This is a genomic window from Geoalkalibacter sp. (assembly GCF_030604225.1).
Lineage (GTDB): Bacteria > Desulfobacterota > Desulfuromonadia > Desulfuromonadales > Geoalkalibacteraceae > Geoalkalibacter.
In genome coordinates, this window is record NZ_JAUVWH010000080.1 from 1 (window position 1) to 15,043 (window position 15,043).

At 63.8% G+C, this 15,043-nt stretch carries 15 protein-coding genes, 1 tRNA gene and 1 pseudogene; 10 read left to right on the top strand and 7 right to left on the bottom strand.

What is annotated here, in order from left to right; translation table 11 throughout:
* From QAT43_RS09705 to QAT43_RS09720, 4 genes are all read right to left on the bottom strand, one after another.
* The coding region (locus QAT43_RS09705) for a proton-conducting transporter transmembrane domain-containing protein (protein ID WP_305042867.1) at window positions 1–1,145 on the bottom strand (1,145 nt) is incomplete at its 3' end.
* Window positions 1,142–1,489, bottom strand: a complete 348-nt coding sequence (locus QAT43_RS09710) for a Na+/H+ antiporter subunit C (RefSeq protein ID WP_305042868.1) — start codon at window positions 1,487–1,489, stop codon at window positions 1,142–1,144. The genes QAT43_RS09705 and QAT43_RS09710, both read right to left, overlap by 4 nt.
* Window position 1,490: 1 nt before the next feature.
* Entirely contained in the window at window positions 1,491–1,907 is a 417-nt protein-coding gene (locus QAT43_RS09715) for a Na+/H+ antiporter subunit B (protein WP_305042869.1), read from the bottom strand.
* The gene (locus QAT43_RS09720; protein WP_305042870.1) at window positions 1,907–4,207 is read right to left on the bottom strand and encodes a putative monovalent cation/H+ antiporter subunit A; all 2,301 of its coding nucleotides are present in this window, start codon (window positions 4,205–4,207) and stop codon (window positions 1,907–1,909) included. The genes QAT43_RS09715 and QAT43_RS09720 overlap by 1 nt, the downstream gene beginning before the upstream one ends.
* Before the next feature lie 486 nt (window positions 4,208–4,693).
* Here QAT43_RS09720 and QAT43_RS09725 point away from each other — a divergent pair, with 486 nt between their 5' ends.
* The 7 genes from QAT43_RS09725 to QAT43_RS09755 all read left to right on the top strand — a co-directional run bounded on the left by QAT43_RS09725 (window position 4,694) and on the right by QAT43_RS09755 (window position 11,919).
* Window positions 4,694–4,864, top strand: a complete 171-nt coding sequence (locus tag QAT43_RS09725; RefSeq protein ID WP_305042871.1) for a DUF6290 family protein — start codon at window positions 4,694–4,696, stop codon at window positions 4,862–4,864.
* Between the two features lie 197 nt (window positions 4,865–5,061).
* Window positions 5,062–7,836, top strand: coding sequence for an isoleucine--tRNA ligase (gene ileS, locus QAT43_RS09730; RefSeq protein WP_305042872.1), 2,775 nt, complete (start codon window positions 5,062–5,064; stop codon window positions 7,834–7,836).
* 44 nt (window positions 7,837–7,880) lie between these two features.
* Window positions 7,881–8,387, top strand: a complete 507-nt coding sequence (gene lspA, locus QAT43_RS09735; RefSeq protein WP_305042873.1) for a signal peptidase II — start codon at window positions 7,881–7,883, stop codon at window positions 8,385–8,387.
* An 86-nt stretch (window positions 8,388–8,473) separates the two neighbouring features.
* On the top strand, window positions 8,474–8,830 hold the full coding sequence (gene dksA, locus QAT43_RS09740) for an RNA polymerase-binding protein DksA (protein ID WP_305042874.1): 357 nt from the start codon (window positions 8,474–8,476) through the stop codon (window positions 8,828–8,830).
* Window positions 8,831–8,867: 37 nt separating this feature from the next.
* Window positions 8,868–11,153: a sensor histidine kinase gene (locus QAT43_RS09745; RefSeq protein WP_305042875.1), complete on the top strand. Its 2,286-nt coding sequence runs from the start codon at window positions 8,868–8,870 to the stop codon at window positions 11,151–11,153.
* 39 nt (window positions 11,154–11,192) lie between these two features.
* Window positions 11,193–11,268 (top strand) — tRNA-Ala (locus QAT43_RS09750).
* A gap of 141 nt (window positions 11,269–11,409) precedes the next feature.
* The gene (locus QAT43_RS09755) at window positions 11,410–11,919 is read left to right on the top strand and encodes an alpha/beta fold hydrolase (protein ID WP_305042876.1); all 510 of its coding nucleotides are present in this window, start codon (window positions 11,410–11,412) and stop codon (window positions 11,917–11,919) included.
* A 111-nt stretch (window positions 11,920–12,030) separates the two neighbouring features.
* Here the strand turns inward: QAT43_RS09755 and QAT43_RS09760 are convergent, their stop codons facing one another.
* Both QAT43_RS09760 and QAT43_RS09765 read right to left on the bottom strand, forming a co-directional pair.
* Complete coding sequence (locus QAT43_RS09760; RefSeq protein WP_305042877.1) at window positions 12,031–12,360, bottom strand: type II toxin-antitoxin system RelE/ParE family toxin; 330 nt, start codon at window positions 12,358–12,360, stop codon at window positions 12,031–12,033.
* Window positions 12,360–12,635 (bottom strand): type II toxin-antitoxin system Phd/YefM family antitoxin, encoded by a 276-nt coding sequence (locus QAT43_RS09765; RefSeq protein ID WP_305042878.1) that lies wholly within the window; start codon window positions 12,633–12,635, stop codon window positions 12,360–12,362. The genes QAT43_RS09760 and QAT43_RS09765 overlap by 1 nt, the downstream gene beginning before the upstream one ends.
* Before the next feature lie 165 nt (window positions 12,636–12,800).
* Between QAT43_RS09765 and QAT43_RS09770 the strand changes: the two genes are divergently transcribed.
* From QAT43_RS09770 to QAT43_RS09780, 3 genes are all read left to right on the top strand, one after another.
* Complete coding sequence (locus tag QAT43_RS09770; RefSeq protein ID WP_305042879.1) at window positions 12,801–13,970, top strand: Fic family protein; 1,170 nt, start codon at window positions 12,801–12,803, stop codon at window positions 13,968–13,970.
* A 212-nt stretch (window positions 13,971–14,182) separates the two neighbouring features.
* Window positions 14,183–14,494 carry a BrnT family toxin gene (locus tag QAT43_RS09775; RefSeq protein WP_305042880.1) on the top strand — a complete coding sequence of 104 codons (312 nt, stop codon included), beginning with the start codon at window positions 14,183–14,185 and terminating at the stop codon, window positions 14,492–14,494.
* Entirely contained in the window at window positions 14,469–14,744 is a 276-nt protein-coding gene (locus QAT43_RS09780; protein WP_305042881.1) for a BrnA antitoxin family protein, read from the top strand. Before QAT43_RS09775 ends, QAT43_RS09780 begins: the two co-directional genes overlap by 26 nt.
* 10 nt (window positions 14,745–14,754) lie before the next feature.
* Here QAT43_RS09780 and QAT43_RS09785 read toward each other — a convergent pair.
* A pseudogene (locus QAT43_RS09785) lies at window positions 14,755–15,043 on the bottom strand (transposase); the annotation flags it as partial.

The following is a 15,043-nucleotide window of genomic DNA, read 5'->3' on the forward strand; positions in this document are numbered from 1 at the left end:
CCCGCCAGGGACAGGGCCGAGAGCAGAAACAGCAGCGACAACAGGGGCGCGCCGCGATAGAGTCCGCCCAGGCCGTCGAGATGGAAGCTGCCGCCCCGGCGCTGAGCCACGCCGCTGACGAAAAACAGGCTGGTCTTGACCAGGATGTTGTGCACCATGAAAAAAATCGCTCCGGCCAGGGCCAGTTGGGAATAAAGCCCCAGGCCCATGATCATGTAGCCGATCTGGCTGATGATGTGAAAGGACAGCAGGCGGCGGAATTCCTCCTGGGCCACGGCGCCGAGCACCCCGGTGATCATGGTCAGACCGCCGAGCAGCACCAGCAGGCCGTGGGTATAGGCCAAATCTTCGACGAACAGCAGGGTGAAGACGCGGATCAGGGCGTAGACCCCGACCTTGGTCAGCAATCCGGCAAAGAGCGCCGAGACGGCCACGGGCGGCGTGTGGTAGGAGGCGGGTAGCCAGAAGAACAGGGGAAAAAGGCCCGCCTTGATGCCGAAGGCGGTGAGAAACAGCATGGCCAGGGTGGTGACCAGGCCGGGCCGTTCGAGGCGCGGCAACTGTTGGGCGAGATCGGCGAGGTTGAGGGTTCCGGCCAGGCCGTAGACGATGCCGATCCCCGCCAGGAACAGGATCGAGGCGATGAGATTGAGCACCACGTACTTGAAGGCCCCTTCCATCTGCGGCTTGCCGCCGCCCAGGGCCATGAGGATGAAGGAGGCCATGAGCATGACCTCGAACCACACGTACAGATTGAACAGATCGCCCGTCAGGAAAACGCCGCACACTCCCATGAGCAGAAAATGCACGAAGGGATAATAGCCCACCGCCTCGCGCCGAGGATCGACGCTGCCCAGGGAATAAAGCGTCGCCACCCAGCCGATGAGCGCGGCCATGACCACCAGGATGGCGCTGAACAGATCGGCCACCAGGGTGATGCCGAAGGGCGCCGGCCAGTTGCCGAGCTGCGTGGCGATCACGCCCTGGTCGCGCACGGCGGCGAACAGCGCGAGCGCCGCCCCCACCAGGGCCGTGGCGCCGAGGCCGCTCACCCAGCGCTGGGCGCGCGCATGCCGTCCACACAGCAGGGTCAGGGCGGCGCTCGCCAGGGGCAGCAGCAGCGGCAGGACCAGCAGCAGATTCACGGGCCGCCTCCCTGCATCTCGTCGATGTCGCGGGTGCCCAGCACCTCGTAGGCGCGGCGAAACAGCACCAGGGTAAAGGCCAGCAGACCGAAGGAAATGACGATGGCGGTGAGGATCAGCGCCTGGGGCAGGGGATCGGCCGTCACCCCCTCGGGGCGCAGGGCATCCACGGGCACCAGGGGCGGACGCGCGCGGGTCAGGCCGGCGGCGGTGAAGATCAGCAGGTTGACGGCATTGGACAATAGCGCCAGGCCGATCACCAGCTTGACGGGCGTGCGGCGCAGCATCAGGTAGACACCCGCGCCGAACAGCACGCCGACGATGATGGCGAGCAGGGTCTCCATGCTAGGCCTCCTCGGCCAGGGAGGTGACGATGGACAGGGTCGCGCCGATCACCACCAGATAGATGCCCAGATCGAACAGCAAGGGCGTGCCCAGGTCGTAGACGCCGAGCACCCCGGCATCGAGCCGGCCCCAGCGGCCGGTGAGAAAGGGCGCGCCCTCGCCCAGGCTCAACACCCCGCTGAGCAGCGCCGTGAGCAAGCCCACCGCGGCGAGGGACACGGGCGGCACGCGCAACAGCTCCCGCGTCGCCTGGGCGCTGAAGGCCAGGCAATGCAGGGAAAAGGTCGCCGCCGCCACCAGCCCGCCGATGAAGCCCCCGCCGGGCAGATAGTGGCCGCGCAGCAGCAAAAAGGCCGAGAGCAGCAGCAGCATGGGCATCAGGTAGAGGGTGGCGGTGCGCAGGATCAGCGACGGCATCAGTTCTCTCCCGCCTTGGAGCGCAGGCGCAGCAGGGCATGGACGCCGACCCCGGCGAGGGTCAGCACGGCGATCTCGCCCAGGGTGTCCATGGCGCGAAAATCCACCAGAATCACATTGACGATGTCACGACCGTGGGCCGCGGGCCAGGTCTGCTCGGCGAAGAACTCCGCCACCCGCGAGCCGCCGCCGGCCTCCAGCACCAGCAGCATGAGCAGCGTCATGAGACCGCCGGCGGCAATCGCCAGCAGGGCATCGCGCCCCTGCACCAGGCGGCTGGAGCGCGGCAGGTAGGTCGGCAGGCGATGGATGGAGAGCACGAACAGGATCACCGTCATGGTTTCGATGACGAACTGGGTCATGGCCAGATCCGGCGCGCCGAACTCGACGAAAATCAGCGCCACGCCGTAGCCGATGGTGCCCATGGCGACCACGGCGCTCAGGCGCGACGGCGAAAACACCGCGAACAGCGCCCCGCACAGGATCATCAGCGCCACGGCGCCCTCGAACAGGCGCAGCTCGGCCAGGCCCGGCAGCGAGGGCGACAAGCCGCGACTGACCAGGGTCAGGGCGGTCAAGCCCACGGCAAAGCCCACCAGGGTCAGGATATAGTGGCGCAGATAGCCGCTTTGCAGAATCCGGGTCTGGCGCCGCGCCAGTCCGTAAAGCGCCGCCACGCCGAGCTCGTAGAGCCGCGCCGTCCCCCACCCCGGCGCGCCGCGCCAAAGGGCCGGCACGCGCGCCAGCCGCCCCAGATTGACATAGAGTGCGACGCCGGCGGCCAGGGTCAGCAGGCCGAGCAGCAGCACCGCGTCGACCCCATGCCAGAGCGCCAGGTCCAGGGGCACCGGCGGCCCGCCCGTCACGGCCGCGCCCGCCGCCGCCAGCAAGGGCCGGTTCACCAGCCCCGGCGCCAGGCCGCAGAGCAGGCCGCCGCCGGCCAGCAGCAGCGGCCCCAGCCACAGGGCCGGCGTGGGCGCATGAAGATCGGCGCGGGGCGTGCGCGGCGCGGCGAAAAAAGGCCGCGCCACCAGCAGCAGCGCCGCCGCGACGAGCAGCACCCCCGACGTCCAGGCCAGCGCCGTGAGCAGCCCGGCCACGGGCGCCGCCAGGGCCGCGCGATAGAGCGCCTCCTTGGCCAGGAAACCCAGCAGCGGCGGCAGGCCGGCCATGGACAGGGCGGCCGCCGTCGCCGCCGCGGCGAGCAGCGGCAGGGGCCGCGCCAGCCCGCGCAGCTGATTAACGTCGCGGCTGCCGGCGGCGTGATCCACCGCGCCGGCGGTGAGAAACAGGGCGCCCTTGTACAGGGCATGGGCGAGGAGATAAACCAGCGCCGCGTGCAGAGCCGCCTCGCTGCCCACCCCCAGCAGCAGGACCAGCCCGCCCAGGGCGCTCACCGTGGTGTAGGCGAGAATGCGCTTCATGTCGCTCTGCCGGAGAGCCAGCCAGGCACCGGTGAGTAGGGTCGCGCCGCCGAAGCCGGTCAGCAGCCAGAACCAGGCCGGAGTGCCGCCCAGCACCGGATGCAGGCGGGCCAGCAGATAGACGCCGGCCTTGACCATGGTCACCGAATGCAGGTAGGCGCTCACCGGGGTCGGCGCCTCCATGGCCGAGGGCAACCAGAAATGAAACGGCACCTGCGCCGATTTGGTGAAGGCCCCGCCCAGCACCAGCAGCAGCCCCGCCAGGTACCAGGGATGGGCGCGCAGCACCTCGCCGCGACTCAGGAAGGTTGCGAAATCATAGCCACCCGCCGCCTGTCCCAGCACCAGCAGGCCGGCGAGCAGCGCCGCCCCGCCCAGGGCCGTGACCAGCAAGGCCTGCATGGCCGCCTGGCGCGCCGCCTCGCGTTGATGATCGAAGCCGATGAGAAAAAAGGAGGTGAGGCTGGTCAGCTCCCAGAAGATGAACAGGGTCAGCACGTTGCCCGCCAGCACCAGGCCGAGCATGGAGGCCATGAACAGCGTCAGCCAGAAAAAAAAACGCCCCTGCTGGGGATGGCCGTGCAGATAGGCGCCGGCGTAGGCCATGACCAGGGTGCCGACCCCGGTGATGAGCAGGGCGAAAAGCAGGCTCAGGCCATCCAGATAGAAGGCGAGGTCGACCCCGAGGCCGGGCACCCAGGACTGATGGGCGATCAACACCTGGCCCCCGGCCACGGCTCCGAGCCGGCCGAGAAAATACAGGGTCAGTCCCAGGGGCAATAGGGCCTGGAACCAGCCGCGCCACCGCGCCGCGGGACCCGCCGGCAGCAGCGCCAGGGGCGCGAGAATAAAACCTGCGAGAACCGACCAGAGCATAAGAGACTCCCATGGACCATAAATGGCGCCGGAAGCTTGGGTGGTCTTCCGGCGCCGCATGTCATTATAGAACACCCTGGCGGACGCGCAAGCCGCCGGCGGGCAGGCCGCCGCCCGCCGGCGTGCCACGATTGACACACTGCGCAAACCCATGAGCAGGCACAAGTCCCCCTTCTCCGCCCAGGAAAGGTCCTGAATTCCCGGCGGCTCGCCAAAAGCCTCCCCTTTCGTGCCACTCATGACACACCAACTGGTCCGTTTTGTCTCACCCGGCCCCACAATGTGTAATAATGCGCCATCGTCCGGGCACATCATCAAAGCGGCTCCGGCCCGAAGGAATCATATTTATTCAGCCATTTCAAAGGTTTATGATTTTTTGCAAAATATTTTCAAAACCTGGCAATTCCCTTGCATTACGTATACGGAACAAATTGACACATTCGAGCTTAGAGCTCAGAAACACTCATCGCAAAGGAGATTAAAATCATGGGAAAATCCGTTGAGAACCCCAAGCGCTACATCATCTCGTGCCGCATCAGCGACCAGGAAATGGAAGTTTTGCAGGAAATCGCCAAATCCCACGGCACCAGCATTTCCACCCTGCTACGCCGCAGCCTCAACCTGCTTGAGGAAACCCACGACCGGCCCCAGGCCTGAAGCCTTCCCGGCCGGTGTGGAGAAACGCCACCGCGCGCGTTTTTCCACACCGGCCCCCCTCCTGCCCGACGCCCCGGCGCACCCCGCCCAGGCACCTCCCGCCGCCCGCTCCGACAGCCCTTTTCCCTTGACATAATCACGCTTTTTGCTACTTTGTGGGCTTCGCTTTTTTCGCCACCGCCGGGAGACCACACGCCATGGATTACAAAGAGAGCCTCAACCTGCCCCAGACCGATTTTCCCATGCGCGCCAACCTGCCGCAGCGCGAGCCGGAAATTCTCAAGCGCTGGCGGGAAACGGAGCTCTACGCGCGGATCGAGGCGGCCGGCGCCGGCCGACCGACCTTCACCCTGCACGACGGCCCGCCCTACGCCAACGGCCATACCCACATCGGTCACGCCCTCAACAAGATCCTCAAGGACATCGTCATCAAGAGCCGCCGCATGCAAGGCTTTCGCGCGCCCTACGTGCCCGGCTGGGACTGCCACGGCCTGCCCATCGAGCTCAAGGTCGACCAGCAACTCGGCGCGCGCAAGAAGGAGCTGAGCAAGGCCGATATCCGCCGCGAGTGCCGAACCTACGCCGAAACCTGGGTGGGCATCCAGAGCGCCGAGTTCCAGCGTCTGGGCGTGCTCGGCGAGTGGGACAAGCCCTACCTCACCATGCACACCGCCTACGAGGCGACCATCGCCCGCGAACTGGCGCGCTTCGCCGAACGCGGCAGCCTCTACAAGGGCAAGAAGCCCATCCACTGGTGCGCCTCCTGCGTCACCGCCCTGGCCGAGGCCGAGGTCGAATACGCCGACCACGCCTCGCCGAGCATTTTCGTCAAATTCGCCTTTCAGGGCGAGCTGCCCGCCGGACTGGAGTCCCTGGCCGACAAGCCCCTGTCCTTCGTCATCTGGACCACCACGCCCTGGACGATTCCCGCCAACCTCGCCGTCTGCCTCAATCCCGAGCTGACTTACGTCGCCGTGGATACGGGCAGCGAGCGGCTGGTGGTCGCCGAGGGTCTGCTCGCCGCGGTCATGAAGGAACTGGGCCTGAGCGATTACCAGGTAAGTGCCGCCATCGACCCGCGCGCCTTCGAGAAGCGCGTTTGCCGTCACCCCTTCCATGCGCGCGACAGCCTCATCATCCTCGGCGAGCACGTCACCCTCGAGGCCGGTACCGGCTGCGTGCACACCGCCCCCGGCCACGGCCAGGACGACTACCTCGTCGGTCTCAAATACGGCCTCGACATCTACAATCCCGTTGATGACTACGGCCGCTACCGCGAGGATCTGGAATTCTTCGGCGGCCTCAAGGTACCCGCCGCCAACGACGCGGTCATCGCCAAGCTCGAGGAAGTCGGCGCCCTGCTCAAGGCGGCCAAGCTCAGCCACAGCTATCCCCACTGCTGGCGCTGCAAGAAGCCCATCCTGTTCCGCGCCACCGAGCAGTGGTTCATCTCCATGGAAGCCAACGACCTGCGCCGCAAGTCCCTGGAGCACATCAACGAAGTCCAGTGGATACCGCGCTGGGGCCGCGAGCGCATTTACGGCATGATCGAAAACCGCCCCGACTGGTGCGTGAGCCGCCAGCGCAGCTGGGGGGTGCCCATCACCGTGTTCTACTGCGAGAAGTGCGGCGAGGCCCTGGCCGACGGGCCGACCATGCACCACGTCGCCGACCTCTTCGCCGCGCACGGCAGCGACATCTGGTTCGAGTGGGAGGCCGCGCGCCTGCTGCCCGCGGGCCGCCGCTGCGACGCCTGCGGCCATGACGTCTTCACCAAGGAAATGGACATCCTCGATGTCTGGTTCGACTCGGGCGTGTCCTTCGCCGCGGTGGTCGAGGCGCGCGACTCCCTGAGCGCGCCCGCCGACCTCTACCTCGAAGGCAGCGACCAGCACCGCGGCTGGTTCCATTCCTCCCTGCTGTGCGCGGTGGGCACCCGCGACCAGGCCCCCTACAAGGCGGTGCTGACCCACGGCTTCGTCGTCGACGGCGCCGGCAAGAAGATGTCCAAATCCATGGGCAACGTCATCTCGCCCGAGGAAGTGATCAAGAAATACGGCGCCGAAATCCTGCGCCTGTGGGTCGCCGCCCAGGACTATCGCGACGATATCCGCATCAGCCAGGAAATCCTCCAGCGCCTCTCGGACGCCTACCGCCGCATCCGCAACACGGCGCGCTACATCCTCGGCAACCTGCATGACTTCGACCCGGCCGCCGACCGCGTGCCCCTGGGGGATCTGCTCGAAATCGACCGCTGGGCCCTGTCGCGCCTCGAAGGGCTGGTCAAGCGCGTCGAGCGCTCCTACGAAGACTACGAGTTCCATGTGCTCTACCACGCGGTGCACAACTTCTGCGCCGTGGACATGAGCGCCTTCTATCTCGACGTGCTCAAGGACCGGCTTTACATCAAGCCGCCCAAGAGCCTGGCGCGCAGAAGCGCCCAGACCGCCATGTACCTCATCCTCGACGCCCTCACCCGGCTCATCGCCCCGGTACTCTCCTTCACCGCCGACGAGATCTGGGTCGAGTTGCCCGGCGAGCGCGAGCCGAGCGTGCATCTCGCCGGCTTCCCGCGCTTCGAGGCGGGCCTGATCGACGCCGAGCTCGAAGGTCGCTACGAGCAGTTGCTCAAGGTGCGCGCCGATGTCTCCAAGGCCCTGGAACTGGCGCGCAACGACAAGCGCATCGGCAGCTCCCTGGAAGCGCGGGTCCAGCTCCTCGCGCCCGAGAGCGTCAAGGATCTGCTCGTGCGGTACCAGGCGGAGCTGGCCGAGCTGTTCATCGTCTCCCAGGTCGAACTCACCGATGAGCTTGCCCAGGCCGTGGCCGGTGAAAACGTGCCGGGCCTCAAGGTGGAAATCGCCGCCGCCCAGGGCGAGAAGTGCGAGCGCTGCTGGACCTACGCGACCAGCGTCGGCCAGTGGGACACCCACCCCGGCGTCTGCCACCGCTGCCGCGAGGCGCTCAGCTGAGGCCGCGCCCGCGGGCGCTTATTTCACGCGAGAAAGAGACCGACTTGGCCATCAAATACCGCATCCTGCTGGTGACCCTGGGCATCGTGCTACCCCTCGACCAGCTGACGAAAATCTATATCGACAGCCGCTTCGCCCTCTACGAGTCGGTTCGGGTCATCGAAAACTTTTTCAGCATCACCTATGTGCGCAACCCCGGCGCCGCCTTCGGCATCCTCTCCGAGAGCGCCTTTCGCATCCCCTTCTTTATTACCATCGGTTTGGTAGCCACCGTCGGCATTCTCTGGTATATTTCCCGCCTGGAACCGGAACGCAAATGGCTGCCCCTGGCCCTGGCCCTGGTGCTGAGCGGCGCGGTGGGCAACCTCATCGACCGGGTGCGCCTGGGCGAGGTCATCGATTTTCTCGATGTCCACTGGTACCAGCATCACTGGCCGGCCTTCAACGTGGCCGATTCGGCCATCACCGTCGGCGTCGGCATGCTGCTCATCGACATGTGGCGCGAGGAAAAACGCAAAAAGTCGCCGCCGAGCACCGCGCCCAAGCCCTAAGGACCGCTGCCGGATCGGCGAGAGCTTGACAGCGCCGCAATTATTTTTTAGATTATCTTAATTACACGGACCCCGAGGGATCTTCCATGGAAAAAGACAAACTTGAGGAATTCCGCCAGATTCTCCAGGAACAGCTCGACGAACTGGTGCGTGAAGCCGGCAAGACGGTCTCGGAGCTGACGGCGGAAAAAGCCAATCTGCCCGACATCACCGACCTCGCCACCGTCGAATCCGATCGCAACTTCGAGTTGCGCATCCGCGACCGCGAGCGCAAGCTCATCAAGAAAATCCGCGAAGCCCTGGAGCGCATCGACAGCGGCGAATTCGGCGTCTGCGAGGCCTGCGAGGAAGAGATCGGCGAAGCCCGCCTGCGCGCGCGGCCGGTGACGACGCTGTGCATCGACTGCAAGACCGAGCAGGAGCGCCAGGAAAAAATCGGCTGACCCGCCAGTCTCACCCCCGTCGCTGCGAGGCGTTGGCATGGGCGTTCAAACTCCAGATCTGCTGCGTCAAGTCATGCAGGTTCTCGGCGCCGCGGAAGTGGATTTTTCCAATCAGGCCCGTGCCGTCCTCCAGGTTCTCGTCGCCCAGCTTCCCCTCTCGGCCGCTTCGATCCAGCTCTGCGACCCCCAGCGCGGTCAGCGGCCGCTTATCCTGCGCTCCAGCACGGCCGTCGCCACGGAGGGCAAGGCGGGCGGCCTGTCCGTCAGCCCCGGCTGGCATCCCCTGCATGAAGGCGGCACCCTCGCCCTGCCCCTGAGCGACAGCCTCCCCCCCTTGGGCCTGCTTTGCCTCCACGGCCTGGCCACTCCCGACCTCCTGGCGCCCTGGCAAGCCGACCTGGGCTTGATTCGCGGTCATCTCGCCCGGCTCCTGCGCGGCGAACTGCTCCTGCGCCAGGAACGCCGCGACAAGGCGCGCCTGCAATTTCTCGCCGAACTGAGCCGCCGCATCAACCAGGCGCAAAGCCTGCGCCAAATGGTGAGCGAGTTGCTTGGCACCCTGGTGCGCGAAGGCAAGGTCGTTTTTGCCGCCGTGCATCCCAGCGAGACCGATCCGCTCCTCCTGTCGCCCCAAAGCGAACTTTTGTCGGACTATCGCTCGGGCCGCGCGGCCTTGCAGCAGCTGGCGCGCAACGTTAACGCCCAGGTGCTCGAGGCGCGCCAGACCGTGCAGCGCGAGGCCTTCGAGGAAGAGGAATTGCGCCACCTCAACCTGCCCTTTCGCGCCCTGGGTCTGCCCCTGTTGTTTCAGCAGCAACTGCTCGGCAGCCTGGTGATCGTCACGCAGAGATCCGCCGACAGCGAAGACGGCGCGGCGCCCGGCGTCGATGCGCCGTTTTTCTGCGATCTGGCCGTGCAGGTCGCCGAGGCTTGGGGGCGCATTTCCGCCATGCAGAATCTGGCGCGGGTTTCGCGGGACAAAGATCGCAAGCTTCGGGAAATTTCCTTCCTCTACCAGATTTCCCAGGCCATGCACGGCACCCGCGGCCTCGATGAGCTGGTCCATTACATCCTCTCGGTGACGGTTCTGCCCCAGGGACCGGGCTGCGAGCGCGCCATGCTGTTCATGGTCAACGAACGCAGCCGCTTTCTGCAGGGGATGCTCGCCGTGACCCGCGACCAGGCCGAGGACGGTTGGGCGCCGCCCCTGTGCCTGCACGAAAGCGGCCATCCGCTGGTGCCCCGCGACATCCAGGCGACGCAGCAGAATAGCGCTCTCAGCCGCATGGTGCGCCAGCAGCGCCTGCCCCTGGATGATGCCCTGAGCCCCCTGGCCCGCGCCGCGCGCACCGGCCAGGTCATTCTCGCCGGCGCCGGGGACGAATCCGCCAATACCGTGGGCGATCTGCGCCTCGGCACCTATCTGTGCGTCCCCCTGCGCGGTCGCGACCGGGTGCTCGCGGTGCTGCTCACCGACAACTGCGAAAGCGCACTACAGTTCGACGACGAGGATCGACATTTTCTCGAACTGTTCGCCAGCCAGGCCGGCGCCGCCATGGAAAGCGCCATGCTCGTCCAGCAACTCAAGAACGCCCATCACGAACTGCGCGCCGCGCAGGAGAACCTCCTGCAGACCGAAAAGCTCGCCACCCTGGGCGAATTCGCCGCCTCCGTCGCCCACGAGCTGAAAAATCCCCTGGTGTGCGTCGGCGGCTTCGCCCAGCGCCTGCTCAAGCAGATCCCCCCGGGCACGCCGGGCTGGGACTATGCCGAAATCATCGCCCGCGAAGTGCGCCGCGTGGAGGACATGCTCAACAACATCCTCTCCTTCTCCAAGCGGCGCATGATGTGCTTCGAGGAGTGCAACATCATCGAAGTCATCGCCTCGGCCCTCTCCCTGGTCAGCCGCGAACTGACCGAAGCCGACATCAGCATCCATCAGGAGTTCCTTCCCGACCTGCCGCCCATCGTCGGCGATGCGGCGCAACTGCGCCAGGTGCTCATCAATCTGCTCACCAACGCCCGCGACGCCATGGGCGAAGGTGGCACCCTGAGCATCCGCGCCTACTCCTCGACCCTGCGCGGCGACCCGGCCATCACCGTCGAAGTCGCCGACACCGGCGGCGGGATCGCGCCCGAGGTTCTGCGCAACATCTTCAACCCCTTTTTCACCACCAAGGACAGCGGCACGGGTCTCGGCCTGCCCATTTGCCACCGCATCATGGAGCACCATCGCGGCATCCTCGCGGTCTTCAACAACGGCCAGGGCGCCACGTTCAGCCTGCAAATTCCCCAAGCCCGCAAAAAAAACCAGACTTCTTGACAAGCGCCCCGCTCTTTGGCTAAATTGGGCGCACTTTTCGGGGCTGTAGCTCAGCTGGGAGAGCGATGCGTTCGCAATGCATAGGCCAGGGGTTCGATCCCCCTCAGCTCCACCAATCACCAAAGACAAAACCCGTCCACGAACCGCGCCCGGTTGTGTGACGGGTTTTGTTTTTCCATGTCAATAATCGCGCCTTCAGGTTGGCGACCTCCCGCCCGGCGGCCTTTTTGAATCCCTGAAACGAAGAGTCCTGTCGATGACCGATGCAAAGCTGGTGGTTTTCGCCCACGGCAAGGAAAGCGGCCCCTGGGGCGCCAAGATCCAGGCCCTGGCCGAAGTCGCCGGGGACTGCGGATACGCGGTGCTCAGCCCCGACTTCTCCGACCTATCCGATGCGGCCGGCCGGGTCCCTCGCCTGCTTGAGCAGATTCCGAAAAAGCCGGGGGAGCTCATTCTGGTGGGTTCGAGCATGGGCGGATACGTCTGCCTCGCCGCCTCCCCGGTTCTCAAGCCTCGGGGACTGTTCCTCATGGCCCCGGCCATCGGCCTGCCCGGCTACGAACGGACCGATCCGGCGCCCCAGGCCGAGCGCACCCTCATCGTCCATGCCTGGCAGGACGCGATCGTTCCCGCCGCCAATGTCATCGCCTTTGCCCAACGCCACCAGACGCAGCTTCACCTGCTCGACAGCGATCATCGCCTGCTGAACGTCCTGCCGCTCATCTGTCTGTTGTTTCGGGAGTTTCTGCGCGCCGGTGAGAAGTAAGGAAGGACATAGACTCGCGCACAGTTTGATCAAAGGGCAGCACACGGTCGACAAACAGGGGAAGCTTCGTAGGATGCGGTGAACGGATGTGAACCGCATCAATGAGATCTCCTAATAGGCACCAAGTAGCCGACGCTGCAACAATGCCTGCATATCGCGGCGGCCATCGGCAATGACCATGACATAGACACTTTCGGCCATGACTCGATAGATGATGCGGTAGGGTTTGAAAAATATCTCACGGTACTCGCGAAGCCCGATGGCCAATAGCTCTTTTGGATAGGCTCCTCGTTCCGGGCTCTCGGAGAGGCTCGAAAAGGCCTTTTCTATTTGATCGAGAACGTATTCCGCTTTTCCCGGCGCGTCGTGAGATTCGATATGGTCGTACAACCCCTCCAAATCACGGGAGGCATCGTCGGTCAGAAATACCCGGAAGGTCATCAGCGACGCTTGCTCCGGTCGCGAAGCCGCTCAATGACATCACCGGCGGGCTGGACCTTGCCTTCCTCGATCTGACGCGAGCCGAGCGCAAGAATCTTCAGAAGAGCCATGGTCTCCTGGGTTTGCTCATAGCTGTCGATGTCCTGTATCACGACCTTGGCTTCGCCATTTTGGGTGATAACCAGGGGGCCGCCTTGCCCCGACAGGTTACGCACGATTTCCGCGGCATGGGCCTTCAGGTAACTGATCGGTTTGATCTGACTGGATAGTTTCATAATCCTCCTCCCTTAACGACTAAATATAGTCCGAAAACGGGTCAACATCAAGTCAGGTACCTCGGCGTGGACATTCGCCTGATTTGACCTTCCCGATTTTTTATTTTAGGATATCAACGAAAGATAAAATAAAAATAAATCTTATTTTAGGTTCGAGGCAGGAGGATGAAGCGAGAACTCCAAGGCAGATACGTGACCATATCGACGGTGGGTGAAAAGGCCCAGGCCTTCGTGCCCGCACCGCTGCCACCGCGCCCGCCCATAGACTGGGCACCGAAGCTGCGCTGCAAGTTCGACCAGGCGCTGCTGGCGCTCGGGAGGCTGGACAGCGTCTCCACCCTCCTGCCCGACACCTCGCTTTTCCTCTACATGTATGTCCGCAAGGAGGCCGTGCTCTCCTCCATGATCGAGGGAACCCAGTCGTCCCTGTCTGACTTGCTGCTGTTCGAGCTGAATCAGGAACCCGGCGTGCCACTGGATGACGTGCGGGAGGTCAGCAACTATGTCGCCGCCCTCGACCAGGGTCTGCGCCTGTTGGACCAGGGATTACCACTGTCGCTGCGGCTGCTCCGGGAAATCCATGGCGTTCTGTTGAGCAAGGGCCGCGGCAGCAGCCAGACTCCGGGCGAGTTTCGCCGCAGCCAGAACTGGATCGGCGGCACCCGACCGGGCAACGCGGCATTCGTTCCGCCTCCGGCCGAAGAGGTGCCGGCGTGCATGAACAAGCTCGAACTCTTCCTTCATGACCAGCCAGAACCGACGCCGGTGCTGCTGAAGGCGGCGCTGGCGCATGCGCAGTTCGAGACGATTCACCCGTTTCTGGACGGTAACGGCCGCCTGGGGCGGCTACTGATCACGCTGCTGTTGTGTGAGCAAAAGGTGCTGCGGGAACCGATGCTCTACCTCAGCCTCTACTTCAAGACGCACCGTCAGCATTACTACGCGTTGCTCAACACCGTGCGCATGACCGGCGACTGGGAAGCCTGGCTCGATTTCTTTGCCGAAGCCGTGGTCGTCACCGCCACCCAGGCCGTGGAAACGGCGCGGCAGCTCCTTGATCTGTCGAATCAGGACCGCGACAAGATCAGCGGCCTCGGCCGGGCGGCGGCCTCCACCCTGCAGGTCCACCGGGCGCTCATGGAGCATCCCATCGCCACCTCGGGATCACTGGTGGAAAAGACCGGCATCACACCGGCCACAGTCAACAAGGCGCTCAACCACCTGGAACAGCTCGGCATCGTCAAGGAACTTACCGCCCAGAAACGCAACCGCCTGTTCAGCTACGCGGGCTATATCGAAATCATGAATCGCGGCACGGACCTGCCGGACAGATAGGCTACTGCGATTTCGTTTCAGGAAATCGCAGCGGATGTACCGAGAAAAAACAAGATGCGGTTCGCTTCGCTCACCGGCATCCTACAGCGAGAGCTTCGTAGGATGCGGTGAACGAATGTGAACCGCATCAATGGCAAAAGGACACTGGCCAGACCCCGATGGTCAACGTTTGCGCCGGTTGACAACTATGTATATCTTGATAATATACACAAATGATCGATTGGTCGCAGATAACAGGCTTTGACTGGAACGAAGGAAATTCGCGCAAGAGCGCGGAAAAACACGATGTTTACCAGTCTGAAGCTGAACAGATTTTCTTCAATGAACCGCTCCTGGTTCTAGAAGACAGCAAGCACAGCCAAAAGGAAGCTCGTTATCACGCCCTTGGTGAAACCGATGATGCACGTTTGTTGCATATCACCTTCACATTGAGAGGCAGCGGCACTCTGATCCGAGTGATTTCCGCTCGTGATATGCACCGCAAAGAGAGAGCCATTTATGAGCAAATCAAAAAAGACTCCTGAGTTTAAAACTGAAGCAGAGGAAAGAGAATTCTGGGAAAGCCATGATTCCACCGAGTATGTGGATTGGAACCAGGCTCGACCCGCTTTTTTTCCAAACCTGAAACCCTCAACTAAAACGATATCGCTCCGCCTGCCGGAAGCACTGCTTGCTCGCATCAAAATCGAAGCAAATAAACGTGATATGCCTTATCAGTCACTTATCAAGGCTTGGCTCGCAGAAGATGTGGAAGAGAGCCGCCGTGCGCGATGAATCGCTAGCCGAGATGTATGTAGCGGACCAACTCCAGCAAATAGGTCTCTTCCTGACAGAGGATCGATTTGTACCGGTTTTGGAAAAGGTGACCGTGCCGGTGGTGGCGACGGTTGAAGCTGACGCCATATCCGGTCAATAGCCGTCGCATGACGGTGGCGATGGGAGTGGCGCCGGTTTGCAACAGCAGATGAAAATGGTTGGGGATCAGCGCCCAGGCAAAACAACGGGTCGAAGTTTCGGAAAGAACAGTTCCCAATCGGGAAATGAAATCGTCGCGATCGAAGTCATTCCGGAAA

Excerpts from the sequence above, each read along its gene's own strand:
- QAT43_RS09725 (WP_305042871.1), top strand. The coding sequence starts at position 4,694 with ATGGGAAAATCCGTTGAGAACCCCAAGCGCTACATCATCTCGTGCCGC.
- dksA (WP_305042874.1), top strand. The coding sequence starts at position 8,474 with ATGGAAAAAGACAAACTTGAGGAATTCCGCCAGATTCTCCAGGAACAG.
- QAT43_RS09745 (WP_305042875.1), top strand. The coding sequence starts at position 8,868 with ATGGGCGTTCAAACTCCAGATCTGCTGCGTCAAGTCATGCAGGTTCTC.
- QAT43_RS09765 (WP_305042878.1), bottom strand. The coding sequence starts at position 12,635 with ATGAAACTATCCAGTCAGATCAAACCGATCAGTTACCTGAAGGCCCAT.
- QAT43_RS09760 (WP_305042877.1), bottom strand. The coding sequence starts at position 12,360 with ATGACCTTCCGGGTATTTCTGACCGACGATGCCTCCCGTGATTTGGAG.
- QAT43_RS09720 (WP_305042870.1), bottom strand. The coding sequence starts at position 4,207 with ATGCTCTGGTCGGTTCTCGCAGGTTTTATTCTCGCGCCCCTGGCGCTG.
- ileS (WP_305042872.1), top strand. The coding sequence starts at position 5,062 with ATGGATTACAAAGAGAGCCTCAACCTGCCCCAGACCGATTTTCCCATG.
- QAT43_RS09775 (WP_305042880.1), top strand. The coding sequence starts at position 14,183 with ATGATCGATTGGTCGCAGATAACAGGCTTTGACTGGAACGAAGGAAAT.
- QAT43_RS09780 (WP_305042881.1), top strand. The coding sequence starts at position 14,469 with ATGAGCAAATCAAAAAAGACTCCTGAGTTTAAAACTGAAGCAGAGGAA.
- QAT43_RS09770 (WP_305042879.1), top strand. The coding sequence starts at position 12,801 with ATGAAGCGAGAACTCCAAGGCAGATACGTGACCATATCGACGGTGGGT.
- QAT43_RS09755 (WP_305042876.1), top strand. The coding sequence starts at position 11,410 with ATGACCGATGCAAAGCTGGTGGTTTTCGCCCACGGCAAGGAAAGCGGC.
- QAT43_RS09710 (WP_305042868.1), bottom strand. The coding sequence starts at position 1,489 with ATGGAGACCCTGCTCGCCATCATCGTCGGCGTGCTGTTCGGCGCGGGT.
- QAT43_RS09715 (WP_305042869.1), bottom strand. The coding sequence starts at position 1,907 with ATGCCGTCGCTGATCCTGCGCACCGCCACCCTCTACCTGATGCCCATG.